The 23,953-nt window shown below is 63.7% G+C and carries 20 protein-coding genes; 15 read left to right on the top strand and 5 right to left on the bottom strand.

The genetic code is table 11. From position 1 onward, the window contains the following. Nucleotides 1-36: 36 nt before the first annotated feature. Together AAFG13_RS13945 and AAFG13_RS13940 are read right to left on the bottom strand one after the other, a co-directional pair. Nucleotides 37-603: a RidA family protein gene (locus AAFG13_RS13945; RefSeq protein WP_244549558.1), complete on the bottom strand. Its 567-nt coding sequence runs from the start codon at nt 601-603 to the stop codon at nt 37-39. Between the two features lie 327 nt (nt 604-930). Next, the gene (locus AAFG13_RS13940; protein ID WP_092115816.1) at nt 931-1,482 is read right to left on the bottom strand and encodes a TetR family transcriptional regulator; all 552 of its coding nucleotides are present in this window, start codon (nt 1,480-1,482) and stop codon (nt 931-933) included. 72 nt (nt 1,483-1,554) lie between these two features. Here AAFG13_RS13940 and AAFG13_RS13935 point away from each other — a divergent pair, with 72 nt between their 5' ends. The 11 genes from AAFG13_RS13935 to AAFG13_RS13885 all read left to right on the top strand — a co-directional run bounded on the left by AAFG13_RS13935 (nt 1,555) and on the right by AAFG13_RS13885 (nt 14,015). Then, the gene (locus AAFG13_RS13935) at nt 1,555-1,791 is read left to right on the top strand and encodes a DUF2798 domain-containing protein (protein WP_092115815.1); all 237 of its coding nucleotides are present in this window, start codon (nt 1,555-1,557) and stop codon (nt 1,789-1,791) included. Nucleotides 1,792-1,929: 138 nt separating this feature from the next. After that, on the top strand, nt 1,930-2,811 hold the full coding sequence (locus AAFG13_RS13930) for an NAD(P)H-binding protein (protein WP_342712352.1): 882 nt from the start codon (nt 1,930-1,932) through the stop codon (nt 2,809-2,811). Between the two features lie 209 nt (nt 2,812-3,020). Continuing rightward, nucleotides 3,021-3,473 (top strand): hypothetical protein, encoded by a 453-nt coding sequence (locus AAFG13_RS13925; RefSeq protein ID WP_342712351.1) that lies wholly within the window; start codon nt 3,021-3,023, stop codon nt 3,471-3,473. Nucleotides 3,474-3,730: 257 nt separating this feature from the next. Then, complete coding sequence (locus AAFG13_RS13920) at nt 3,731-4,906, top strand: efflux RND transporter periplasmic adaptor subunit (protein WP_342712350.1); 1,176 nt, start codon at nt 3,731-3,733, stop codon at nt 4,904-4,906. Between the two features lie 11 nt (nt 4,907-4,917). After that, entirely contained in the window at nt 4,918-8,028 is a 3,111-nt protein-coding gene (locus AAFG13_RS13915; protein ID WP_342712349.1) for a multidrug efflux RND transporter permease subunit, read from the top strand. Between the two features lie 168 nt (nt 8,029-8,196). Further along, nucleotides 8,197-9,507 (top strand): ABC transporter substrate-binding protein, encoded by a 1,311-nt coding sequence (locus tag AAFG13_RS13910; RefSeq protein WP_212310443.1) that lies wholly within the window; start codon nt 8,197-8,199, stop codon nt 9,505-9,507. Between the two features lie 21 nt (nt 9,508-9,528). Then, nucleotides 9,529-10,302, top strand: a complete 774-nt coding sequence (locus tag AAFG13_RS13905) for an ABC transporter ATP-binding protein (protein WP_342712348.1) — start codon at nt 9,529-9,531, stop codon at nt 10,300-10,302. 5 nt (nt 10,303-10,307) lie between these two features. After that, nucleotides 10,308-11,012, top strand: a complete 705-nt coding sequence (locus tag AAFG13_RS13900) for an ABC transporter ATP-binding protein (protein ID WP_212310785.1) — start codon at nt 10,308-10,310, stop codon at nt 11,010-11,012. 204 nt (nt 11,013-11,216) lie between these two features. Continuing rightward, entirely contained in the window at nt 11,217-12,098 is an 882-nt protein-coding gene (locus AAFG13_RS13895) for a branched-chain amino acid ABC transporter permease (protein WP_342712347.1), read from the top strand. Next, nucleotides 12,095-13,105 carry a branched-chain amino acid ABC transporter permease gene (locus AAFG13_RS13890; RefSeq protein ID WP_212310440.1) on the top strand — a complete coding sequence of 337 codons (1,011 nt, stop codon included), beginning with the start codon at nt 12,095-12,097 and terminating at the stop codon, nt 13,103-13,105. The genes AAFG13_RS13895 and AAFG13_RS13890 overlap by 4 nt, the downstream gene beginning before the upstream one ends. Beyond that, nucleotides 13,071-14,015, top strand: coding sequence for a polyphosphate kinase 2 family protein (locus AAFG13_RS13885; RefSeq protein ID WP_212310439.1), 945 nt, complete (start codon nt 13,071-13,073; stop codon nt 14,013-14,015). Before AAFG13_RS13890 ends, AAFG13_RS13885 begins: the two co-directional genes overlap by 35 nt. A 33-nt stretch (nt 14,016-14,048) precedes the next feature. Here AAFG13_RS13885 and AAFG13_RS13880 read toward each other — a convergent pair whose 3' ends face one another. After that, nucleotides 14,049-16,268, bottom strand: coding sequence for a hypothetical protein (locus AAFG13_RS13880; RefSeq protein WP_342712346.1), 2,220 nt, complete (start codon nt 16,266-16,268; stop codon nt 14,049-14,051). A 360-nt stretch (nt 16,269-16,628) separates the two neighbouring features. Beyond that, complete coding sequence (locus tag AAFG13_RS13875) at nt 16,629-17,054, bottom strand: nuclear transport factor 2 family protein (RefSeq protein ID WP_342712344.1); 426 nt, start codon at nt 17,052-17,054, stop codon at nt 16,629-16,631. 125 nt (nt 17,055-17,179) lie between these two features. Here AAFG13_RS13875 and AAFG13_RS13870 point away from each other — a divergent pair, with 125 nt between their 5' ends. Both AAFG13_RS13870 and AAFG13_RS13865 read left to right on the top strand, forming a co-directional pair. After that, nucleotides 17,180-17,749: an Ada metal-binding domain-containing protein gene (locus AAFG13_RS13870; RefSeq protein WP_212310436.1), complete on the top strand. Its 570-nt coding sequence runs from the start codon at nt 17,180-17,182 to the stop codon at nt 17,747-17,749. 406 nt (nt 17,750-18,155) lie between these two features. Beyond that, nucleotides 18,156-19,718 (top strand): 2-isopropylmalate synthase, encoded by a 1,563-nt coding sequence (locus AAFG13_RS13865; protein ID WP_342712343.1) that lies wholly within the window; start codon nt 18,156-18,158, stop codon nt 19,716-19,718. Nucleotides 19,719-19,824: 106 nt separating this feature from the next. Here AAFG13_RS13865 and AAFG13_RS13860 read toward each other — a convergent pair whose 3' ends face one another. Next, on the bottom strand, nt 19,825-21,207 hold the full coding sequence (locus AAFG13_RS13860) for an FAD-binding oxidoreductase (RefSeq protein ID WP_342712342.1): 1,383 nt from the start codon (nt 21,205-21,207) through the stop codon (nt 19,825-19,827). A gap of 228 nt (nt 21,208-21,435) precedes the next feature. On the opposite strand from AAFG13_RS13860, the gene AAFG13_RS13855 reads away from it, so the two are divergent. Together AAFG13_RS13855 and AAFG13_RS13850 are read left to right on the top strand one after the other, a co-directional pair. Then, nucleotides 21,436-22,572 (top strand): helix-turn-helix transcriptional regulator, encoded by a 1,137-nt coding sequence (locus AAFG13_RS13855; RefSeq protein WP_212310433.1) that lies wholly within the window; start codon nt 21,436-21,438, stop codon nt 22,570-22,572. Between the two features lie 350 nt (nt 22,573-22,922). After that, complete coding sequence (locus tag AAFG13_RS13850; RefSeq protein ID WP_212310432.1) at nt 22,923-23,915, top strand: LysR substrate-binding domain-containing protein; 993 nt, start codon at nt 22,923-22,925, stop codon at nt 23,913-23,915. Nucleotides 23,916-23,953: the final 38 nt, after the last annotated feature.

The raw sequence follows: 23,953 nt of genomic DNA, 5'->3' as shown, positions 1-23,953 counted from the left end.
GGTAATCGACGGACCTTGACTCGATGCAACGGCCGATCATTCGGCCACTTCAACGATCATCTCGACCTCCACAGCGTTGTTGAATGGAAGGCCCGCCATTCCAACAGCAGATCGCGCGTGTTTGCCGGCCGCCTCGCCGAAGATCTCCACCATCAAATCGGAGAAGCCGTTCACGACTTTCGGCTGATCACCAAAGCCTTCGGCCGAATTGACCATTCCGAAGACCTTGACCACGCGCTTGACGCGATCGAGGCTCCCAAGTGCGACGCGCACCTTCGCCAACATGATCAGGCCGACCTGACGGGCCGTGTCATAGCCTTCCTGCACGGTGAGGTCCTTCCCCACCTTGCCCTTGTACTTCCAGTCAGCTGCCGGGGTGTTTCCCGCGAGAAAGAGCAGATTGCCAACCCGGACCGCATCGACGTAGTTGGCGACGGGAACAGGCACGGGCGGCAGCGTAATATTCAACTCCTTCAGCCTGGCCTCGGCAGAAGGTGAATTCTGCGCCACCGCAGCCGACGAAGCGGCAAGCCACGCTCCCAATCCAAGCACGCACGCACCGAACCACGAGATGAGTCTCGTTCTGCAAAGCATATGAGTCATGTGTCGCCTCCAATGACAGCTACTTCGCAGGCCTCAGGATAAGTCAGAAATAGCGAAGGTTCCTTCCGTAGTTCTCCGGTCTGAAAGGTCGTCGGCAGCGCTTCGCCGAGACTTTGCGCAGGCCTGCGCCGTGGCGACGCAGCCATCGCGTTTGACATCATCGGCCGCTCCCCCTGTGATAGGACGGACGAAAGCAAAAATGCAGTGCACAATCTCTGGGGAGGGATTCATGCCGGTCAGGAGGGCCGTCCGCCTGCTCGAGCAGGAGAAGGTCGACATGGTGATGGGTTTCTTCAATCGTCTCCGCGGGTTCTAAATCGCAATCTGCTATTTCCCCTGCCGCGCACTTTCAAGCAGGGTCATGCAGGCGTCGAGACAGGCTGCTGCAATCGTCCGGCCGAGGGGACCCGGCTTCTTGTTCAACAGCCGATGCATCACCACGCCGTGCAGCATCATCATGATCGGATAGGCGATGTGCGCGGCCCTGCTTTCATCGACACCGGCACGCACGATATGGGTGGTGTATCGTTCGATCTCGCCGGCCTGCGCACCCGTGGTGACGCGCTCCATCCAGCCACGCCCGTAGAGCAATTCATAATCGCGGGGGTGGGTGCTGCCGAACTCGAGATGCCGTACGCAGGTGTCCTGAAAGTCGCGGGATTTTGCGAGGTAGGCCGAGAAGCGCTGAAAAGCCAGCGCGCGTAACGCCGTCAGCAACGCCTCCCGGTCGGCGTAGTAGCTATAGACCGTCGGCGTCGTGGTGGCTGCTTCCGCGGCGACGCCGCGGATCGTCACAGCCTCCTCGCCGCCCGACTGCCACAGCGTGTCGGCGGCCTTCAAGATCCTGTGAGGCAGCTCCGGATCGGCAGTTCTCGGCATCGGCCCTCTTGCTTTTACATTGTATAAGTTATACGTCGTCTAAATAATAACCCCGTACCCAGGAGCAAGCAAATGGCCCTTTCCCCGAAACTGATTGGACCCTCGATCTCCTTGATCACCGGCCTGATCACGTCGACCAGCATGTCGTTCGTCGGTCTCGCCATGAACTATGGGTTCCAGCCCGATTTCGCCCTGCGCTGGCTGAAGGCCGCAGCAACGAGCTACGTCGTGATCGTCCCGATGTTGATCATCGTCATCCCGCGGATCCAGCGTTTCGTCATGCGGCAGGCCGGGTTGCCGACGCGCTGAGGTCGGGTCGCAGCACAATGCGCACCATCTCCGGGTTCGAGCCCCCGGGCATCACAGATATCACGCAGTTCGTCCTTTGAACGCAACCCAAGGGTCAGCAACATGACGACGAAACACAAGCACGACAAGCCGATTCTCGTGACCGGAGCAGCCGGCGCTGTGGGCGGCGTCGGCCGCAGCCTCACCGAATTCCTGCTCAAGAATGGCCACAAGGTGCGCGCCTTGGTTCGGCGGGAGGACGCGCGCGCCGAAGCCTTGCGGCGGCTCGGCGCAGAGGTCGTAAAGGGCGACCTGACGGACCTCGCCTCGATGCACCGCGCGATCGAAGGTTGCCGGCGTATCTATTTCGGTATGTCTGTCTCGGCGGCTTACCTGGAAGCTACGATCAACACTGCCGCGGTGGCGCGGCACCACGGCGTTGAGGCTTTCGTGAACATGTCGCAGATGACGGTCTCGCAGATGAGCATCAACGAGACCACCGACAGCCCGCAGCACAGGCTGCACTGGCTGGCGGAGCAGGCTCTGGCCTGGTCGGGACTGCCTGTCGTCACGGTGCGGCCGACGGTGTTCCTTGAGGGCTTCTTTCTGATGCTCGCCGCCGCCGGCGTGCGGGCCTCCGGCGAGTTGGCGCTTCCGATGGGCGATGGCAAGACCTCGCCGATCTCGGCGGTCGATGTGGCGCGCGCGGTCGCGGCGATCCTCGACGATCCCGCACCACATATCGGACGAATCTACGATCTGACGGGGCCGGAATCCGCCGATCTGAACCACTATGCGCGTGCTTTCTCCGAGGCGCTCGGCAGGCCCATCCGATATCGCGACGTCCCGCTCGCGGCGTGGAGCGAAGGCCTTCGGCGGGCGGGGTTTCCCGAGCACGTCGTCAGCCATCTCTCGGCCATGACCGAGTTGAACCGGCAGGGGCGTTACGACCGCATGACGGACACCATATACAAGCTCACGGGCAAAGCACCGGTGAACACGCGCGATTTCGTGAAGCTCCATGCCGCCGAATTCAATTAGTATAGAGCGGCGCTTTGATGAGGTGCTCGGCACCGACCGAAGCGGAATCCGACCGTTGCGGCGCCAGGATGGCGCGCTTTGGATCGAGGCCGTGCAATGGCTCGGCCGACCGAAACTCCGGCGCAACTATCTGCCCGCGGTCACGCTCTGTCGCCGGTCTGGCGCAAAGCGTATCGGGGCAATCCGACACAGGCAGTCCAATGAGACCGATGAGGGAAGGGCAGGCGCTTCTGGCACGCTTCGTTCTGCTGCTCTTGTTGAGCGGCTGTGGCGAAGCGGACCAAATTGCGGAGCAGGAGTGTCGTTCCTTGAATGCCCGCAGTTCGGTACTCAAGACATTTTCGGACGATCAAAATAACAAGCTGGTGACTTTTACTCTCAAATACTCGAGTTCGCTTGAAGCAATGATGAATGCTGCGAAATCGGATACTGAAAAATCGGCGATCTTGGACGGTGCAAGGAAAAGCGCCGCCTACAGCCTGGACGGCACGATACTCGTGAAGTCAAGGGACAAGGCAACGCGAGAAGTCACGTGCATTGCGATACTGTCCGTTAGCGTTCTGGATACGAGCGCGGAAAAGGAAATAGAATTTCGAGTGAAGCAAACGAGCGACGGAACGCCGCTCGTTTCAGTCAGTCCTTTTCTTTTCTCGGTAGACTAGTTCTGAAACCCCGAGCGGCCATGCTCGGTCTTCGGTCTGGTGCACAGCGTAGTCGCGCTCCGCCTTCTCGCCGTCCGACTGCCACCGGGCGTCGGCGGCCTTCAAGATCCTGTGAGCCAAGCCCCCCGATCGGCGTTCCACGGCATCAGCCCTTGCTTTTACGCCGTATAAGTTATACGTCGTATAAATAATAATCCCGTTCCGGGGGACGCGCCAGCGGAAGGACAAGTCAGCCCCTTCCATGACAGGACAACACGATGAACGCTCCTAAACTGTGGATTGCGGGCCTGTCTGCAGCCGTGCTTGCGGTATCAGGCACTTATCTGTGGCGCGAAGGCATTCCGTCCAGCGTCATGAAACCGGCCGCGAATACCGCACCTGCGCGGCCTGTGCCTGTGACGGCCGGTGTGGTGAAGGATCAGGACTTCGCGATTTCGCGCGTAGGACTCGGCACGGTCCAGGCCTACAACACCGTGACCGTGAAAGTGCGCGTCGATGGCGAGGTGCAAAAGATCGCCTTTCGCGAAGGCCAGGATGTACAGGTCGGCGACCTGATAGCGCAGATCGATCCGCGCCCCTATCAGGCGCAACTGCATCAGGCCGAGGCCGACAAGGCGCGTGACGAAGCGCTGCTCGCCAATGCCAGGCTTGACCTGGAGCGTTACAGCAAGCTCGTGGTCAAGGAGTTCGCCACCCGCCAGAGCGTCGATACCCAGGAAGCGCTGGTCGCGCAATATCAGGCTGCGATCGCGCATGATCAGGCGGTGATCGACAATGCGCGCGTGCAGCTGGGCTATACAACGATCGTCTCGCCACTCGCCGGCCGCACCGGCATTCGCCTGATCGATCAGGGCAACATTGTTCATGCCTCCGATCCGGGCGGACTTGTCGTGATCACGCAAGTGGCGCCGATCGGCGTGATCTTCACCTTGCCGCAGAAATATCTCCCGGAGATCGTCGATGCGATGCAGGGCGGGGCGCTTGTCGTATCGGCGTATGATCAGGACGACCGCATCAGGCTTGCCGAAGGCCGTCTCGAACTGATCGATAACCAGATCGATCAAGGCACCGGCTCGATCCGACTCAAGGCGATCTTTCAAAATCTCGACGGGCGGCTTTGGCCCGGCCAATTCGTCAGCGCCCGCCTGCTGCTCGGCGTCCGCCGCGGACCGGTCGTGCCGGAATCCGCGCTGCAATCGGGACCTAACGGCAGCTACGCGTTCGTCGTCCGGCAGGATTCCACGGTCGAACCGCACCTCGTGCGGATCGCCGCCAGCAGCAACGGCGAGGCGCTGATCGAGAGCGGCCTCGCTGCCCATGAAACCATCGTCGTCGACGGCCACTACAAGCTCCGGCCCGGCGCCCGCGTCGTGACCGCGCCGGTGGCTCCCTCGCGGGAGCGCGCCGCGTCCACGGCCCAGGGCCGAGAATAAGGCGACACGTGATGAATATTTCCGAGCCCTTTATCCGACGTCCGATCGCAACTGCGCTGACGATGTCGGGTCTCGCAATGGTCGGCCTCGTCGCCTATTTGCTGTTGCCGGTCGCGCCGCTGCCGCAGGTCGACTTTCCCACCATTCAGGTGACGGCCCAGTTGCCAGGCACGAGCCCGGAGACGATGGCCTCTTCGGTGGCAAGCCCGCTGGAGCGGCAGCTGGCGCAGATGTCGGGCGTAGCCCAGCTCACCTCCGTGAGCGGCATTGGAATATCGGTGATCTCGATCCAGTTCGACCTTGCCCGCAATATCGACGCCGCCGGACAGGATGTGCAGGCCGCGATCAACGCCGCCGGTGGGCAATTGCCGAAGAATTTGCCGTCACCGCCGACCTATCGGAAGACCAATCCGTCGGACCCGCCGGTGATGGTGCTGGCGATGACCTCGGACACCCTGCCGATGACGACGGTCAGCGATCTTGCCGACAACATCTTCGCGCAGCAACTTTCCCAGGTCGACGGGGTCGGTGCCGTACTGATCGCCGGCGCACAGAAGCCCGCCGTGCGCGTCGAAGCCAATCCGCTCGAACTCGCGGGCCGCGGCCTGAGCCTTGAAGATCTGCGGTCGGCCATCGCGACCGCCACGCTCAACGCCCCCAAGGGCACGCTGAACGGCCAGCACCAGGGCTTCACGCTTGAGAACAACGATCAATTGTTCAATGCTGCGGGCTATCGGCCGGTCATCGTCGCCTGGCGCAACGGCTCGCCGGTCCGGCTCGGCGACGTCAGCACCGTGGTGGATGGCGCCGAAAACATTCGCGGGTCCGGCACCTTCAATGGACAACCGTCGGCCATCCTCATCATTCAGCGGCAACCCGGCGCCAACGTCATCGACACCGTCGAGCACATCAAGGCGGCGTTGCCGCGACTGAAGGCCTCGATCCCGTCGGCCGTCGACGTCCATGTCGTTACCGACCGCACCCAGACCATCCGCGCCTCGGTCGAGGAGGTTCAGTTCACGCTGATGCTCACCATCGCGCTGGTGGTGATGGTGATCTTCTTGTTCCTGCGCAACGCCTGGGCCACCGTGATCCCCGGCATCACCGTTCCGCTGTCGCTGGTCGGCACATTCGCGGTGATGTATGTCCTCGGCTACAGCCTCGACAACCTCTCACTGATGGCATTGACGATCGCGACGGGATTCGTCGTCGACGACGCCATCGTGATGGTCGAGAATGTGGCGCGGTACCTGGAGCAGGGCCACTCGCCGCTTGCGGCTGCGCTGAAGGGTTCGCGCGAAATCGGCTTCACCATCATCTCGATGAGCCTGTCGCTGATCGCGGTGTTCATTCCGGTATTGCTGATGGGCGGCATTATCGGGCGGCTGTTCCGCGAATTTGCTGTCACGGTGAGCGTGGCGATCCTGGTGTCGGCCGTCATCTCGCTGACGCTGACGCCGATGATGTGCGCGCAATTGTTGCAGGAGGAAAAAGGCAAGCGGCACGGCCGGCTCTATGCGCTGAGCGAGAGGTTCTTCGATGGCATGCTCGCGGTTTACGAATCCGGCCTGCGCCGGGTGCTGCGTCACCGGCGGCTCACGCTGACTGCGACCATCGCGACCATTATCCTGACCGGCTATCTCTATGTCCTGACTCCGAAGGGCTTCTTTCCGCAGCAGGACACCGGATTCATCGTCGCCGTTTCGGAATCCTCGCAGGACGTTTCCTATCCAGCCATGCTGGAGCGGCAGTCGCAGCTGGAGCGCATTCTGTTGGCTGACCCGGGCATCGACGGCGTGATGTCGGCGGTCGGCGTCGGCGGCGTCAACCAGACCATGAATAACGGCCGCATGTTCGTCAATCTCAAGCCCCGCGACCAGCGCGATGCAAATGCGAGCCAGATCATCGACCGGCTGCGGCCGAAACTTGCCGCCGTGCAGGGAATTGCGCTGTTCATGCAGGCGTCGCAGGACATCAATGTCGGCGGACGCGCGAGCCGCACGCAGTATCAACTCACGCTCCAGGACAGCGATCTCGACGAGCTCGATCACTGGGCGCCGATCCTGCTTCGCACCTTGCAGGGAATTCCGTTGTTGCGCGACGTCGCGACCGACCAGCAGATCGCCGGTCCGACCCTGCGGCTCGAGATCAATCGAGATACGGCATCGCGGCTCGGCGTTGCCACCCAGGCGATCGACGATACGCTCTACGATGCATTCGGACAGCGCAAGGTCGCGCAATTCTTCACCCAGCAAAACAGTTATTGGGTGATCCTGGAGGTCGATCCGCAATTCCAGCTCGATCCGGGCGCGCTCGATTTGATCTACGTGCCGTCCAGCAGCGGGCGGCAGGTGCCGCTGAGCGCGCTGGTCGAACAAAAGCGCACCGTACGGTCCCTATCGGTCAGCCATCAGGGCCAGTTCCCGGCGATCACGCTGTCGTTCAATCTGGCTGCAGGCGCCGCGCTCGGACAGGCCGTCGAGGCGATCGAGAAGGCAAAGCGTGAGCTCAACGTCCCGGCCACATTGATCACCACCTTCCAGGGCAATGCCCAGGCCTTTCAGGACTCGCTCAAGACCCAGCCACTCCTGATCCTCGCGGCGCTGATCGCGGTTTATATCATCCTCGGTGCGCTCTATGAGAGCCTGATCCATCCGATCACGATCCTTTCGACGATCCCTTCGGCTGGCGTCGGTGCGCTTCTCATCCTGATGGCGTTCAACCTCGAGCTCAGCGTCATCGCGCTGATCGGCATCATCCTGTTGATCGGCATCGTCAAGAAGAACGCGATCATGATGATCGATTTTGCAATCCATGCCGAGCTGATCGAGGCTATGGACCGGGAGGAGGCGATCTTCCAGGCGGCGCTGAAGCGCTTCCGCCCGATCATGATGACGACGTTCGCAGCGCTGCTCGGCGCCCTGCCACTTGCGCTCGGGCACGGGACCGGCGCGGAGATCCGCCAGCCGCTCGGATACGCGATCGTCGGCGGCCTGCTGGTGTCGCAATTCCTGACGCTCTACACGACGCCGGTGGTCTACCTTGCGCTGCACCGCTTCAGCCGCAGCCGAGCCCGTAAGGTCGTTCCCCGCCCGGTCGAACCGGCAATCGCGGCGGAATGAAATGGTTGGCTATCGACCCGCCCGTGCGTCCGCGACCATTTGCTGAAGCTTTGATCACGCCTGCGCCGTGCGGACGCAGCCATCGCGCTTGACATCATCGGCCGCTCCCCATGTGATAGGGCCGAACGAAAACAAAAAATGCAGTGCACAATCTCTGGGGAGGGATTCATGCCGGTCAGGAAGGCCGCCCGCTGGCTCGCGGGTCTGTCTGTCGCGCTTGCGGCGCTGGGCGTGGCCGGTGCCGCGCATGCGCAGGACAAGAAGATCAAGATCGGCGTGATCTTCGATTTGACCGGCCCGCTAGCCGGTGGCGGCTCCGAGCTGCAATATACCGGCGTCAAGATCATGCTCGACCATTACGCCAAGATCGGCGTCGAGGGTTACAAGGTCGAGGCCGTCTACGCCGACGCGCAGAGCAAGCCCGACATCGCGATCAACGAGGCCGTCCGCCTGCTCGAGCAGGAGAAGGTCGACATGGTGATGGGCTTCTTCTCCTCGGCGCAATGCGTGCCGGTGGCGGCCCGGGTCGACCAGATGAAGAGGTTCATGTGGATCACGACCTGCATCTCCTCGGGCGTATTCGACGGCAAGAACTACAAATACGTGTTCCGCCCGCAGGCCGCCGGCAACCAGTACGGCATGATGACGACCGACTTCATCGCGCAATACTCCATGTCCAAGTTCGGCAAGGAGCCGAAAGACCTCCGCGTTGCCATCATCCATGAGGACGGCGCCTACGGCGTCGACGTCGCCAAGGGCAACGAAGCCGGTGCAAAGAAGGCCGGCTTCAACATCGTGCTCAAGGAGGGCTATTCGGCAACCGCGCCCGATTTGTCGGCGCTGGTCACCAAGCTGAAGCGCGCCAAGCCCGATGTGATCTTCCACACCGGCTACAATCCGGACATTACCCTCTTATTCCGCCAGGCGCGCGAGCAGGGGCTGAAGTTCGGCGCCATCGTCGGCCATGGCGCCGGTTATGGCGTCTATGAGAAGCTGAAGGAAGGCCTCGGCGCCGACGCCAACTATCTCTTCAACACCGACCCGATCTCGATCTGGCTCGCCAACCAGAACGGCATGGATGCCAAGCTGCCGCCGGTGATCAAGATGGTCGGTGAGGAGTTTGACCGACTGAAGCCCGGTGTACCGATCCGCTCCGCTCATGTCGGCATCGGCGCAGCCAACGCCTACGTGTTCCTCGACGACGTGCTGCCGCGCGCGATCAAGAAGTATGGCGGCATCGATCCGGATGCGTTGCGCAAGGCGGCACTCGACACCGACATTCCCGAGGGCGGCACCATGCTCGGCTACGGCGTGAAGTTCTACGGCGAGGGCGAGCAGTACGCCGGGCAGAACGCGCGCTCGTTCCCCGTGGTGCTGCAATACATCGACGACAAATCCTATGTGGTGTGGCCGAAGAGCCAGATGCAGCGCGAGACCGTGCTGCCGCTGCCGGCCGGCACCACCTACAGCTACAAATAGCTCGCTCGCGAAAGGGACGCCGTGCTCGCCGTCGAAGGCCTGGTCAAGCGGTTTGGCGGCTTTTGCGCCGTCAACAACGTGTCGTTCCGCGTCGAGCAGGGCGAGATCCTCGGCCTGATCGGCCCGAACGGCTCGGGCAAGAGCACGATCTTCAACATGCTCTCGGGTACGCTGCCGCCGACCGAGGGCTCGATCCTGTTCGACGGCCGGGAGATCGCGGGCCTCGCCCCGCACCGGATCATCGTTGGCGGCATCGGCCGCACCTTCCAGATCCCGCGGCCGTTCCATCGGCTGAGCATTTTCGAGAATGTCGTGCTCGCCGGCTTCTACGGCCAGGGTCGCCACAGCCGGAGCAACGCCGAGGAGGCGGCCGAGCGCGCGCTGGCGATGGTCGGCCTGCCGACCGATCGGCATAGCAGTGTCGAGGGGCTGGGCGCGGCCGGGTTGAAGAAGCTCGAGCTCGCTAAGGCGCTCGCCACCGGCCCGAAACTCTTGCTCGCCGATGAAAGCCTCGGCGGTCTCGACGAGACCGAGATGGACCAGGCCGCCGACATGCTGCGCCGAATCCGCGACGAGCTCGGCATCACCGTCATCTGGGTCGAGCACATCATGGGTGTGCTGATGCGCGTGGTCGACCGCGTGATGGTGCTCGATCACGGCGAGAAGATCGCCGAAGGTCTGCCGGCCGATGTCGCCGGCGATGCCAGGGTGATCGAGGTCTATCTCGGCACCGATGCGGATGCGAGCCTGGCTGCCGCCGTCGCCGAGCAGGCGCGCCGCCGGATCGGGGCGTGACCGGCATGCTGGAGCTCCGATCGATCGACGCGGGTTATGGCAGCTTCCAGGCGCTGTTCGACGTCAGCCTCGACGTCAAGGCGGGCGAGGCGGTCGGTGTGATCGGTCCGAACGGTGCCGGCAAGACCACCTTGATGCGTGTGATCTCCGGCCTGATCCGCCCGAGTAACGGCAAGATATCGATGGAGGGGGTCGACGTCGTCAGGACGCCGGCGCATCGCATCGTCAGCCTCGGGATCGCGCATGTGCCGGAGAACCGAAGGCTGTTTCCGCGGCTCACCGTCGACGACAATCTGAAGATGGGCGCCTACATGCCCGGCGCCCGCGCGCATTACGCCGAGCGGCTCGATTTCGTGTTCGAGCTGTTCCCGCGCATGAAGGAGCGACGTCACCAGATGGCCGGCACCATGTCGGGCGGCGAGCAGCAGATGTGCGCGATCGGCCGCGCGCTGATGTCGAACCCGAAACTGCTGCTGCTCGACGAGCCCTCGGCCGGGCTCGCGCCGGTCGTGGTGCAGCAGGTGTTCGAGCTGGTCAAGCGCATCCGCGCCAGCGGGCTGACCGTGCTGATCGTCGAGCAGAACGTGCAGCAGGTGCTGCGCGTGGTCGACCGCGCCTATCTCTTGGAAGCCGGCAGCATCCGCGCCGCCGGCACGGCGGCAGAACTCGCGGCGAGCGACACCATCAAGCAGGCGTATCTCGGGGTGTAGGATGATGACAGCAGGCCGTGCGAGTGCGCTCACATATTTCCCCGTCATCCTGAGGTGCGAGCTCAGCGGCGCACTTGCGCCGCTGGACGAGCCTCGAAGGATGAATCGGCCACAGACGGGCCGTGCATCCTTCGAGGCGCGCGAGAGCGCGCACCTCAGGATGACGGCTAACTGGATAATGACGTCACGGTCTCCGGTGTAGCCATGCAATCCTTCCTCGACATTTTCGACATCTACCTGCTGGAGGCCGTGATCAACGGCATCCTGCTCGGCGGCGTGCTGGCGCTCCTAGCGCTCGGGCTCAACCTGATCTTCGGCGTCATCGACGTCACCTGGATCTGCTATGCCGAGCTCGTGATGATCGGCATGTACGGCATGTATTATCTCGTGCAGGTTTTTCATTTGCCGTACTGGGCGGCCGCGCCGCTCGTCATCCTGCTGGTGGCGCTGCTCGGCGCCGCGTTGCATTTCTTCGTCATCGCGCCGCTGTTGACGGCGCCGCCGATCAACCAGCTGCTCGCCACCGGCGGCGTGCTGTTCATCCTGCAGAGTTTTGCCACCGTCGCCTTCGGCATCGACTTCCGCAATCTCGGCATCCGCCTGCCGGTGTTGGCGCTCGGCGAGATGAATTTCAGCTACGCGCGACTATTGTCGTTCGGCGCGGCGCTGGTCGGCATGGTCGGCGTCTATCTGTTCCTGACCCGCACCTTCACCGGCACCGCGATCCGCGCCATCGCGCAGGACCGCCAGATCATGCCGCTGATGGGCGTCGATCCCAAGCGCATCTATCTCGTCACCTCGGCGATCGGCGGCGGGCTCGCCGGGCTCGCGGCGTGCCTGCTGGTGCTGCAATATGACGTGCATCCGTTCGTCGGGCTGTCGTTCGGGCCGATCACCTTCCTGATTTGCGTGCTCGGCGGCCTCGGCAATTTCATCGGCGGCTTCATTGCCGCTTTCGTGTTTGCCGAGATCATCTCGCTCGGCGGCCTGTTCTCCGATCTCGAATGGGGCTACGTGCTGGCATTCGCCTTCTTCATCGTCATGATGTTCATCCGGCCCGCGGGCCTCCTGGCGAGGCGCTCGTGAACAGGCAGGCCGCCGGCTGGATCATCGCGCTGCTCGCGCTCGTCGCGCTGCCCTTCGTGCACCGCGATCCCTATCACCTGCACGTGCTGGTGCTGATCCTGATCTGGTCGTTCGCCTATACGTCGTGGTCGATCATGGGCCGCTTCGGCCTGGTCTCGCTCGGCCATGGCGGCTTCATGGGCATCGGCGCCTATGTCACCGCGCTGCTCTGGAATCATCTCGGCGTCTCGCCCTGGATCGGGATTCCCCTGAGCATGGCAACCGCCGGCGTGCTCGCGCTCGTCGTCGCCTATCCCTGCTTCCGCTTCCGCATCACCGGGCACTATTTCGTGCTGGTGACCCTGGCGCTGTCCGGCATCGTGCTGCAAGTCATCACCGCGACCCGCGACTATACCGGCGGCTCGCTCGGCTACACGCCGCAGCGCGCGCCGAGCGGCAAGGGGCTGTTGGCGCTGCAATTCGACGACAAGACCACCTGGTATCTGATCGCGCTCGCGGTCTGGGTCGCAGGCCTCGTGATCTGGCGCGCGATCGACCGCAGCATGATCCGCCATGCCATGGAGGCGATCTCCGAAGATGAGGACGCCGCCGCCGCGGCCGGCGTCAACGTCACTGCCGAGAAGCTCAAGATCACCCTGATCAGCGCGTTGATGACCGCGCTGTCCGGTGCGCTCTATTGCCAGTACCAGATGTTCATCTCGCCGGACACGGTGAGCGGTATCGCGGTGTCCTTGCAGATGGTGTTCGCGGCGATCGTCGGCGGCGTCTATGTCGCGCTGGGGCCGACGGTCGGCGCCATCATCACCATCGTGCTGGCCGAGGTACTGCGCATTTCGTTCGGCACCAAGGCGGTCGGCTGGGACAATCTGGTCTATGGCGTGCTGCTGGTGCTGTTCATTATCTTCCTGCCCAAGGGCATTCTTGGTAGCGTGATCGACCGGATCAAATCGCCACGCAAGCCGTCGAGAGGCCATGAGCAGCAAACCGTCCCCATCGCTCGCCGATGAATTGAAACCCTTTGTCGCGCCGTTCCGCTTCGACGGCTCGGGCGAATTTCACCTGAAGTCGTATCCGACCGCCGAGAAGGGCGGCATCGACAAGGACGTCGGCGGCAAGATCATCGAGGCCAACCGCACGCGGCTCAACGACTTCCAGGAGAAGCTCTACGCCCAGGACCGCTGGTCGCTGCTCCTGATCTTCCAGGGCATGGATGCCGCCGGCAAGGACAGTGCGATCAAGAGCGTGTTCGAGGGCGTCAACCCGCAGGGCTGCGAGGTCTTCTCGTTCAAGCAGCCCTCGACCAAGGAGCTCGACCACGATTTCATGTGGCGCGCCATGATCGCGCTGCCGGAGCGCGGCCACATCGGCATCTTCAACCGCTCCTACTACGAGGAATGCCTTGTCGTGCGCGTTCATGCCGATGTGCTCGCCAAGCAGAAGCTGCCGAAACGGCTGGTGACCAAGAACATCTGGCGCGAGCGCTTCGAGGACATCTCCGCGATCGAGCGCTATCTGTCGCGCAACGGCACCGTGATCCTGAAATTCTTCCTGCATGTCTCCAAGGAGGAGCAGCGCCGGCGCTTCCTCGACCGGCTCGAGGAGCCGGCCAAGAACTGGAAGTTCTCGATGGCCGACGTCTCCGAGCGTGCGCTGTGGGCCAAATATCAGGCCGCCTATCAAGAGATGATCCACCACACCGCGACCGGGGACGCGCCCTGGCACATCGTGCCGGCCGATCACAAATGGTTTGCCCGCGTCGTGATCGGCTCGACCATCGTCAATGCGCTCGACAGGCTCGAGCTGAAATTCCCCGAGGTCGACAAGGCGGACCTCAGCGAATTCAAGCGCGTCCGCGCGGCGCTGGAGGCGGAAGGCAAGGGCGCGGCGACCGAGAAGAAGGCGCCCGCCAAGAAGTAGCGCGCGCCGTCTGCCGTTCGTGCCGCGCGATCGCTATCCCTTGCGCGACGGCATCCAGGCGGACAGCAGATAGAAGCCGATCGCGACGATCAGGAGATAGCGGAAGCCGAGCAGGGTCGAGCACGATTCGGCGAGGCCGCCGATGACAGATCCCGCGATGTTGGATCCGAACGCCTGATCGGGATTGGCTTCGTCGCGGAACGAGCGGGCGAAGATCACGCCGGCGAAGAACATCGGGCCGAGCGCCAGCGCGCACGGGATCACGTAGCGCCAGACGATGCCGCCGCTCAGGAACGTGTCCAGCGGCACCAGTACCGAGACCGCCAGCAGCGCCAGCAGCCCGGCATAGTGCCGCGCCAGCCGGGTCGACGGCACCTTGATCACGTACAAATTGGCGGCGAGGATCAGCAGCAGCGCGGTGAAGAACACCGCCGAGTTGACCAGCCAGGTGCTGCCGAACAACAGCGCCATCTGCACCACCGCCTTGGTTTCGAGCAGCATGAATGCCGCGCCGAGGAAGAACATCCGGTTGTTGGGCCGCCAGGCGCCCTTCGGCTTGAACAGATAGACCAGGCCAAGCCCGAGCACGCCGAGCAGGATCATCGAGCGAACGGTCAGATCGGGGATCAGCCTGCCGCTGACATAGAGGAACGGCCAGTCGTCGCTGGTCGATTGCCTGGCGCCTTCATTGTCGACCACCAGTTTCGCCGGCGCCAGCGGCACCCAGTCGCCGTGCTGGGCGGCAGCCTTGTCCTGTCCCTTGTCCTGTCCCTTTTCTTGCGGCTTGTCGAAGCCGTTGACCGCGAGGTTCTCCGGCGGAATGCTGTTCAACCAGAATTGGCCGCGGTCGCGGAACGCGGTCGAGATGCGCGGATTGCAGCCCGCGATGATGGTGGTGAAGCCGACCGCTTCGGACGAGGTCAGCGTTTCCTTGTAGGGCAGCGGCAGCACTAGCGGATCGCAGCCGAACACCTGCTTGGCCATCTCGGCGACGCGCTGCACGATCCAGCCCTGGCGATAGTAGTTGTACATGACGAAGACGCCGTCCTGCTTCAGCACGCGGCGGACGTCCTGGAACGCCTGTTCGGTGAACAGATAGCTTTCGAGGCGGATGTTGGCGTAGCCGCTGTGCAGGATCAGCGAGTCGACGAGCGCGTATACCACCAGATCGTATTTGCGTTCGGTGGTGCGCAGGAAATGCCGGCCGTCGTCGAGATGCGGCACCACCCTCGGGTCCTGATAGGGCTTGTCGGGATGGTTGTGGATGCCGATGTTCTGGATCACCGGATCGATCTCGACCGCATCGATGCGCTCGACGCCGAAGCGCAAGGCGTGCGACAGGTCGTTGCCGGAGCCGGCGCCGATGATCATGACGTCCTTGAACGGCGCGCCGCCGCTGTGCTTCTGCAGCAGATGGATCAGCGAGTAGGACGAGCCGCGCTCGCTGAACGGCATCATTTCCTGATGGCCGATGCTGTTGACGGTGATCACGCCGTTCGATTTGTTGAGGTCGACGGCGTAGTAGGGCGACCAGCGGATGTCGTGGCTGCCGGAACGATCGGTGTAGTAGGCGGTAAATCCCACCACGATGATGATCGTTGCAAGGCGCAGGATCGACAGCGCCTTGTCCTGGTAAAGCAGGTAGACGATGCCGGCGCAGCTGATGCCGAACCAGACCACCGGCGGCGCCTGCGCGAACGACAGCAGCGAGAATCCGACGATGCCCGCGAGGCTGCCGCCGATATTCAGCGAATAGCCGGCGACGCGGTTCGGGTAGGCGTCGAAGGCGCGGCCGAGCGTCTGGCCGAGGCCCACGAACATCAGCGCGATCAGCACGAAGAACAGCCCGGCGATCGCCTCGATCGGCACGACAAACTTGGCGAGATCCGGGTTGCGATACTCGGTGCCGAAAAACACCTCCTGGGGCGAGGCCTGATGGCCGACGTCGACCGCGAACTGGCCCCAGTTGGAATACAGCGCCATGATCGTGGCCACGGCGGCGAAGGTCACGAGGGCGAGCCCCGGGAACAGCGCAAGCCAGTTGGTGGTCCGCCGCGCGGCGAGGCAGCCGCAGGACATGCCGAGGAAGGCCGCGAGCAGCACGATATTGGTGAAGAATTGCAGGAACACGACCTTGGCCGAAAACCAGCGGATGCAGGCCAGTTCGAGGAACAGGATCAGGAATCCGACCAGGAAGAGATTGAAGCCGGCTTGGCGCTGATGGGGTCCATCGGCCAGGTTCGTCGTGGGCATGATCCTGATATCTCCTTAACCAACCAAAGGACGCGCCCTAACACCCGGTCGCCGCCGGCACACTAGATGCAACCAGTTGAGCAAAGATTGATTTACCCGGCCGCGTAAGCGCCACAGCTGTCGCCGGTCGATGCCGCAGATGCTGTCATGGTGTAGGAAAGGTTTCGCTGCGTTCGTGTTTTGGCCGGGACATAGGCGAGCGGAAGCGACGCCGTGCTTCGGACGGCTGAGCCCGGCCATGGCGGTGCGGATAGGTTAGTCGGTGCCAATCAGGCTGCGCGACCCGCAAGGGAAAGGAAGCCTTCCCCTCGCGAGAAGGCGGGCGAAGTCACGCTCGAATCGCGCCGCACGCCGCCGTCGTCACGCCGCAGCCTCTCCGAACACCATCTGCCAGCCCTTGCGCGTGTCCATGTATTCCCGAACCTGCTTGATGCGGCCTGCCTCGACCACGAAGACGAAGCAGTAGTCATTGTCATAGCGCCGGCCGTCCGGCAGCGTCGCGCGCATGCGCTCCTCGACGATCACGCTGTCGCCGTCGGCATGAACGGCGCGGAACGCGATGTCGATCTCGGAGAACAGGCGATGCGTCTCGGTCGAGATGAAGCGCGCGATCGCCTCCGCGCCGATCATGTGATCGGTGTGATCGAGCGCGACCGCGGTGGCGTTGCGGGCCGGCGCGATCCATTCGGCATCCGGCGCGAACAATGCGGCGATCAGGTTGGCGTCGCGGGTCCTGAACGTCTGCCAGGCGTTGAGGACGGTTTGCTTGTTGGTCGGGTTCGTCATTGCGATGTCTCCAGGGGTGATCGATCGGCTTGATCTAGGTCAGCGCTGCGGTTCACGCTGGCCGGAATCGGACCTCATCACCGCCGGCCACTTTCGCCGATCGCGCGATGCGCTAGTGTGCGGCCATGCTCAGCTTCGAGGTCTGCAACGCTGCGCGGCTGCGGCGCGACGCGCGCTATGACGGCCGTTTCTTCACCGCGGTGAAGACCACGCGGATCTATTGCCGCCCGGTCTGTCCGGTGAAGCACCCGTTGCCGCGCAACGTCACCTACTACCCGACGGCCGCCGCGGCCGAAGCGGCGGGCTATCGGCCATGCCTGCGCTGCCGTCCCGAAACCGCGCCGTTCTGTCCTGCGTGGAACGGCACGCGCTCCACGGTTGCGCGTGCGCTGAAGCTGATCGACGGCGGCGCGCTGGAGCGCGGCTCGGTTGCTGCGTTGGCCGACCGGCTCGGCATCACCTCGCGCCACCTCGGGCGGCTGTTCGAGCGCCACGTCGGCGCCAGCCCGCAGCAGGTCGCGACCACCCGCCGCGTGCAGCGCGCCAAGCGGCTGATCGACACCACCGACGACGCGATGACCGAGATCGCCTTCCGCGCCGGCTTCGGCAGCGTCCGCCGTTTCAACGCCGCCTTCGCCGGTCTCTACGGCCGCTCGCCGTCGAGCCTGCGCGCGTCTTCGCGCGGGCGGAGGTGAGGGGACAGGGACGGGGCCGGGCGCGCCGAGCCATGCGGCACGATAGGTCAACCCCGTTGACCATCTTTACCCATTGCGGCGGCTTGCCATAATCGTCTAGAACGACGGCGCATAGCGCGTCCCGGCAACCAACCGTCAAGGGTTTTGACCGAGGATTTCGGCGCTCAACAGGGTCTGGCAATGCTGATTCGCGGCCAAATCGATGGGATTTCGAGGGAGGTAGCCCAGGCTACCGCCGCGATCCCGGCCGCGGCGCCCACCCTGCTTATTGGCGGCCTTCTTCTTACCTGCCCCTGAGGGCCGGCTGGGCGTTTGCGCCTGGGCACTCAGGGGTTTGTACGAGATCACCGGACCCTGATATCGCCCAAGCAACATGACGGGCGCAAAGCTTAAAGGAATTTCTCACATGGCCACCGTGAACAAGTCCGAGAAGGACCGCGTCATCATTTTCGACACCACCCTGCGCGACGGCGAGCAGTGCCCCGGCGCCACCATGACCTTCGAGGAGAAGCTCGAGGTCGCCGAGCTGCTGGACGATATGGGCGTCGACGTCATCGAGGCCGGCTTCCCGATCACCTCGGAAGGCGACTTCCAGGCGGTCAGCGAGATCGCCCGCCGCTCCAAGAACGCGGTCATCGCGGGCCTGTCCCGCGCCCATCCGGCCGACATCGACCGCTGCGCCGAAGCCGTCAAGTTCGCTCGCCGCGGCCGCGTCCACACCGTGATCGCGACCTCGCCGCTGCATATGCGCGTGAAGCTGAACAAGACCCCCGAGGAGGTCATCGAGACTTCGGTCGCGATGGTCGCCCGCGCCCGCAACCAGATCGACGACGTCGAATGGTCGGCCGAGGACGGCACCCGCAGCGAGATGGACTATCTGTGCCGGATCGTCGAAGCCGTGATCAAGGCCGGCGCCACCACGGTGAACATCCCCGACACCGTTGGCTACACGGTGCCCGAGGAATACACCCACTTCATGCGGACGCTGATCGAGCGGGTGCCGAACTCCGACAAGGCGATCTTCTCGGTCCACTGCCACAACGACCTCGGCATGGCGGTGGCGAACTCGCTGGCCGGCATCCTCGGCGGCGCGCGGCAGGTCGAATGCACCGTCAACGGCATCGGCGAGCGCGCCGGCAATGCCGCGCTGGAAGAGATCGTGATGGCGATCAACGTGCGGAACGACAAGTTTCCGTACTGGAACAAGATCGACACCACGCAGCTGACCCGCGCCTCGAAGGTGGTGTCGGCTGCCACCTCGTTCCCGGTGCAGTACAACAAGGCGATCGTCGGCCGCAACGCGTTCGCGCATGAGAGCGGCATCCATCAGGACGGCGTGCTGAAGGATGCCTCGACCTACGAGATCATGCGGCCCGAGATGGTCGGCCTGAAGCAGTCCTCGCTGGTGCTCGGCAAGCATTCCGGCCGCCACGCCTTCATCCACAAGCTGGAGGAGATGGGCTACAAGCTCGGCGCCAACCAGCTGGAGGATGCCTTTACGCGGATGAAGGCGCTGGCCGACCGCAAGAAGGACATCTACGACGAGGACATCGAGGCGCTGGTCGACCAGGAGATGGCGGCCGCGCACGACCGCATCAAGCTGGCCTCGCTGACCGTGATCGCCGGCACCCATGGCCCGCAGCGCGCGACCATGAAGCTCGACGTCGACGGCCAGATCAAGATCGAGGAAGCCGAGGGCAACGGCCCGGTCGATGCCGTCTTCAACTGCATCAAGCGTCTGGTGCCGCACGAGGCCAAGCTGGAGCTCTACCAGGTCCACGCGGTGACCGAAGGCACCGACGCACAGGCCGAAGTCTCGGTGCGTCTCGCCCATGAAGGCCGTTCGATGACCGCGCGCGCCGCCGATCCGGACACGCTGGTCGCATCCGCCAAGGCCTATCTCGGCGCGCTGAACAAGATCGTGATGAAGCGCCAGCGCGACGTGCCGGCGTCCAAGGTCGCGGGCTGACGGTTCGCGCGATCAAAGCATTCGGAAACGCGGCGCCTCGGCGCCGCGTTTTTTGTTGGATCACCTTCGCGAAGCCTTCACCTTCGCAATATCGCCGGCCGCTGCATCAGGCAGCAGGCCTGATGTTCTGGTTGACCCGGAACAGATTGGCGGAGTCATATTTGCGCTTCACCGCCGCCAGTCGCGCATAGTTGGACCCGTAGGTTGCCTTGAGGCGGCCGTCGCCCTCATCATCCATCATGAAATTCGGGTAGGCGCCGCCGAGGTCGAACGGGTGAACCGCTTCCCAATAGGCCTTGGTCCATCGGGTGAGCGGCCCCGCCTTTTGCGGATTCGGATCGATGCCGGCGATCACCATCGACCAGGTCGCATCGCGGCAATTCCATGCGGTCTCGCCGTTGCCGACGCGATGCACCGCGCCGTCGATCGGGTAGAGATGCATGAGCGACAATTCGCTGGGCGCTTGCGCGGCCTGCTCGAGATGGATGTCGATCGCGGCGTCCGGCAGCGTCTTGACGAAATCGCCACGCCAATACCATTGCATGCCCTTGGGGTAGAGCCCGTCGAACATGCTCTGCACCGCCGGATACGGCATCGTCCCCATCCAGTTTAGCCACGGTGCCGGCAGTGCATCGAGCAACGGCGCCAGAGCCTTCTTGGCCGCATCCTCTGGGCCGTCATAGCAGCACATCAGGAGGCAGATGGGCTTTCCCCAAAGCTCTTCCGGAAACGGCGGACTGGACGGAACCGTCTTGAGCCCGAGGAAAATGCCGAGTTCCTCCGGTGCTGCCGGCAGGAAGTCGCGATAGCGCTGCATGATGGTGCGCGCCTGCTTCTGGTCCCAGGCGATCGGCCCGGCAAACACCATGTTGACGGGGTGGAGCTGGAACACAAAGGAGGTGACGACGCCGAAATTGCCGCCGCCGCCGCGCAGCGCCCAGAACAGATCAGGGTTGTTGTCCTTGCTGGCGACGACGAAGCTGCCATTGGCGAGCACAACGTCGGCCTCGACCAGATTGTCGATGGTGAGGCCGTATTTGCGGGTGAGATAGCCGTGGCCACCGCTCAGGGTCAGGCCGGCGATCCCGGTCGTCGAGATGATGCCGGCCGGCACCGCAAGGCCGAACGCGTGCGTGGCATGGTCGACGTCGCCCTGGGTGCATCCGGCACCGACCCGCGCTTGGCGAGTAACCGGGTCGACGCGAACGCCCTTCATGGCGGAGAGGTCGATGACCAGCCCGTCATCGACGCTGGCGAGGCCGGGCCCGTTATGGCCACCGCCGCGGATCGCGATTGGCAGGTCATTGTCGCGGCCGAACGTCACCGCAGCGATCACGTCGGCGACATCGGCACAGCGGGCGATCAGCAATGGCCGCTTGTCGATCATGCCATTATAGAGCGCACGGGCTTCGTCGTAGTCGGCCTCGCCACGTTCGATGACGGTACCGCGCAGGCTCTCACGCAACTTGATCTTGGCTTCGTCACGCATGATCCTCTCCTGATCTCACGGGTCAGTTGGGTTGCCCTACAGGGCCTGTGCTCCCGTCCGTGTCGGAACTCAGCCCTACCAGTCGCTGGCGTTATGCGGGTTACCCGACGGTCGTAACTTGCCGGATCCGTGCGGTCGCCGCGTCACCCGATCGATTGAGGTGCTGGCTGCCGGCTCCCCGGACGTGCTACGATGCAGGGGTCGGTTCAGCAGGCTGGAGCCACCGACATGCGTGAAGCTGACGAACTGTCGCGGGTCATCGGCGACATCTACGATGCTTCGCTCGACCCGGCACTGTGGCCGAGCGCGTTTGAAAGTATCTGCGGCTATATCGGCGCGGCCTCCGCCAGCCTGCATTCGCAGGACTCGGTCAGCAGGGCAACGGACGCGCTGTTCTGGTGGGGCCGCGAGTCCGACGCGCCGCACTATTTCAAGCTCTATCGGGAGGGGTACGGCAAGATCAATCCGATCTTTCCGGGCGTCGTCTTTTTCGAAGTGGAGCAGCCGGTCGCCGTCCCCGACGTGATTTCCTGCGAGGAGTTCGTTCGGACGCGCTTCTTTCGCGAATGGCTGTTGCCGCAAGGCCTGACCGACGGCCTGTTTTCGAACCTGGAAAAGGGCGTGACGAGCTGCGCACTGTTCACCGCCATGCGTCACGCCGGGCAGGGCCAGGTCGACGACCGCATGCGCCAACGGTTCGAACTGATCACGCCGCACGTCCGGCGCGCCATGCTGATTGGCAAGGTCATCGATCTCCATCGCGTCGAGGCAGCGGCGCTGGCGGACAGTCTCGACGAACTCGTCTCGAGCATGTTCATTGTCGATTCGACCGGCCGCATCATCCATGCCAATGCCAGCGCCCATCGCCTGATCGCCGAGGCCAATGTGCTGCGTTCCAACCGCGGCCGGATCGCAGCGCTTGATCCCGAGGGCAACCGGCATCTGCTTGAGATATTCGCGGCGGCCCAGGCGGGCGATGCGGCCGTCGGAAAGAAGGGGATCGCGATGCCGCTGACCGCGCGCACCGGCGAGCGCTACGTCGCTCATGTGCTGCCCTTGACCTCGGGCGCGCGCCGCAAGGCCGGAGTTTCCTACTCGGCAGCGGCGGCTGTGTTCGTCCGCAAGGCCGAGCTGGATTTGCCGTCACCGCCCGAGGCTATCGCCGACGAGTTCAGGCTGACGCCAGCGGAGGTTCGGGTCATGTTCGCGATCGTCGAGATCGGCGGCGTGCCCGAAGTCGCCCCGGTGCTCGGCATTTCCGAGCAAACCGTCAAGACTCATCTGCATCGCATCTATGAAAAGACCGCCACGAAGCGACAGGCCGATCTCGTGAAGCTGCTCGCGAGCTATTCCGGACGGCTCTGAGTCAATCCGCCGCGGCATTTATCGACAAAGATTCAGGGGTTTGTGCTTGTCCGCGTGATCAGAGACGCAGTGGGACTGGCTGTCTCGCTGCGAAAGAATGGAGATATTTGGAACAGAGGAGTTGGATCGCATCATCGATGCGCTGCAAGAGCGCGTCCACCTCTTCGCGCGCGAAAAGAATGAACCGAATATAGCGCTTTCGTCGCCTGACGGATCAGCTTAGGATAGAATCTGCCCACCAAGCTCATTGTTGGAATCATTTCCCAACGATCCGTCTCATTTCGCACTGCTTTGGAATCTTCCGCGCCATCTCCAGCGCTACCCTGCGGTCTTTCCCGGGGACGCCGCCCATGCCGCTTGCCTCCATCGACGTCGACAACATTTCGCGCGCCGCCACGCCGGCGGAGACCGCGCTGACGCGCCGGGTGGACCTCACCACGCTCCGCCTCTTCGTCGCCGTCTGCGACGAGCAGAACCTCACCCGCGCCGCGCAGCGCGAGGGGATCGCGGCGTCGGCGGTGTCGAAACGGATGAACGATTTCGAGCTCGCGTTCGGCGTCACGCTGTTCAAGCGGCTCGCCAAGGGCATGGCGCTGACGCCGGCCGGCGAGGCGCTGCTGCATCATGCCCGGGTCACGCTGCTCAATGTCGAGAAGATCGCCGTCGAACTGTCGGAATACTCGCAAGGCGTGCGCGGCCATGTCCGCATGCTCGCCAACCTCTCGGCGATCGTGCAGTATTTGCCGGAGGACCTCTCAGCATTCTTCGCGGCGCATGAGCTGCTCCGCGTCGATCTGCAGGAGCGGCCGAGCGGGCAGGTGGTGCGTGGCATCGAGGAGGGCGCGGCCGAAATCGGCATCTGCTCGGCCGAGGCCGACAGCCGCGCGCTCGAAGCCTTCCATTATCGCTACGACAATCTGGTGGTCGTGATGCGGCCGGACCATCCCCTGGCCGGTCGCGAAAAATTGCTGTTCACCGAGACGCTCGATTTCGACCACATCGGCCTGCACACTGCGAGCTCGATCTATCTGCGCTCGCAATATGCGGCGACGCAAGCCGGCAAGACGATGCGGCTGCGCATCAACGTGCCCGGCTTCGATGCGGTCTGCCGCATGGTGCAGGCCAATATGGGGCTCGGCCTGATCCCCGATCGCGCCTTCGCGGTCGTCGGCGCCGGCATGGGTCTTCGTGCCATCCCCCTGCGGGACGATTGGGGGCGGCGCGAGCTGAAGATCGTGGTCCGCGATGCCGCGCATTTGTCCGGAACCGGCCGCCTGATGTTGGACTATCTGCGCGCCGTGGAAACGGGTCGGAGAGGGTGGGCCGGCGGACAGCTCGGCTAGCTGCGTGCGTGCTCGCAGCCGGGGATGTCCGTTCCGGA

The organism is Bradyrhizobium sp. B124 (assembly GCF_038967635.1).
In the GTDB taxonomy this organism is placed as follows: Bacteria; Pseudomonadota; Alphaproteobacteria; order Rhizobiales; family Xanthobacteraceae; genus Bradyrhizobium.
This window is presented reverse-complemented; position numbering and strand designations above follow the sequence as displayed.

Coding starts and splice junctions, on each gene's coding strand:
- AAFG13_RS13935 (WP_092115815.1), top strand. CDS start 1,555: ATGGCCCTTTCCCCGAAACTGATTGGACCCTCGATCTCCTTGATCACC.
- AAFG13_RS13945 (WP_244549558.1), bottom strand. CDS start 603: ATGACTCATATGCTTTGCAGAACGAGACTCATCTCGTGGTTCGGTGCG.
- AAFG13_RS13850 (WP_212310432.1), top strand. CDS start 22,923: ATGCCGCTTGCCTCCATCGACGTCGACAACATTTCGCGCGCCGCCACG.
- AAFG13_RS13855 (WP_212310433.1), top strand. CDS start 21,436: ATGCGTGAAGCTGACGAACTGTCGCGGGTCATCGGCGACATCTACGAT.
- AAFG13_RS13900 (WP_212310785.1), top strand. CDS start 10,308: ATGCTGGAGCTCCGATCGATCGACGCGGGTTATGGCAGCTTCCAGGCG.
- AAFG13_RS13885 (WP_212310439.1), top strand. CDS start 13,071: ATGAGCAGCAAACCGTCCCCATCGCTCGCCGATGAATTGAAACCCTTT.
- AAFG13_RS13860 (WP_342712342.1), bottom strand. CDS start 21,207: ATGCGTGACGAAGCCAAGATCAAGTTGCGTGAGAGCCTGCGCGGTACC.
- AAFG13_RS13865 (WP_342712343.1), top strand. CDS start 18,156: ATGGCCACCGTGAACAAGTCCGAGAAGGACCGCGTCATCATTTTCGAC.
- AAFG13_RS13870 (WP_212310436.1), top strand. CDS start 17,180: ATGCTCAGCTTCGAGGTCTGCAACGCTGCGCGGCTGCGGCGCGACGCG.
- AAFG13_RS13910 (WP_212310443.1), top strand. CDS start 8,197: ATGCCGGTCAGGAAGGCCGCCCGCTGGCTCGCGGGTCTGTCTGTCGCG.
- AAFG13_RS13940 (WP_092115816.1), bottom strand. CDS start 1,482: ATGCCGAGAACTGCCGATCCGGAGCTGCCTCACAGGATCTTGAAGGCC.
- AAFG13_RS13915 (WP_342712349.1), top strand. CDS start 4,918: ATGAATATTTCCGAGCCCTTTATCCGACGTCCGATCGCAACTGCGCTG.
- AAFG13_RS13880 (WP_342712346.1), bottom strand. CDS start 16,268: ATGCCCACGACGAACCTGGCCGATGGACCCCATCAGCGCCAAGCCGGC.
- AAFG13_RS13895 (WP_342712347.1), top strand. CDS start 11,217: ATGCAATCCTTCCTCGACATTTTCGACATCTACCTGCTGGAGGCCGTG.
- AAFG13_RS13920 (WP_342712350.1), top strand. CDS start 3,731: ATGAACGCTCCTAAACTGTGGATTGCGGGCCTGTCTGCAGCCGTGCTT.
- AAFG13_RS13875 (WP_342712344.1), bottom strand. CDS start 17,054: ATGACGAACCCGACCAACAAGCAAACCGTCCTCAACGCCTGGCAGACG.
- AAFG13_RS13925 (WP_342712351.1), top strand. CDS start 3,021: ATGAGGGAAGGGCAGGCGCTTCTGGCACGCTTCGTTCTGCTGCTCTTG.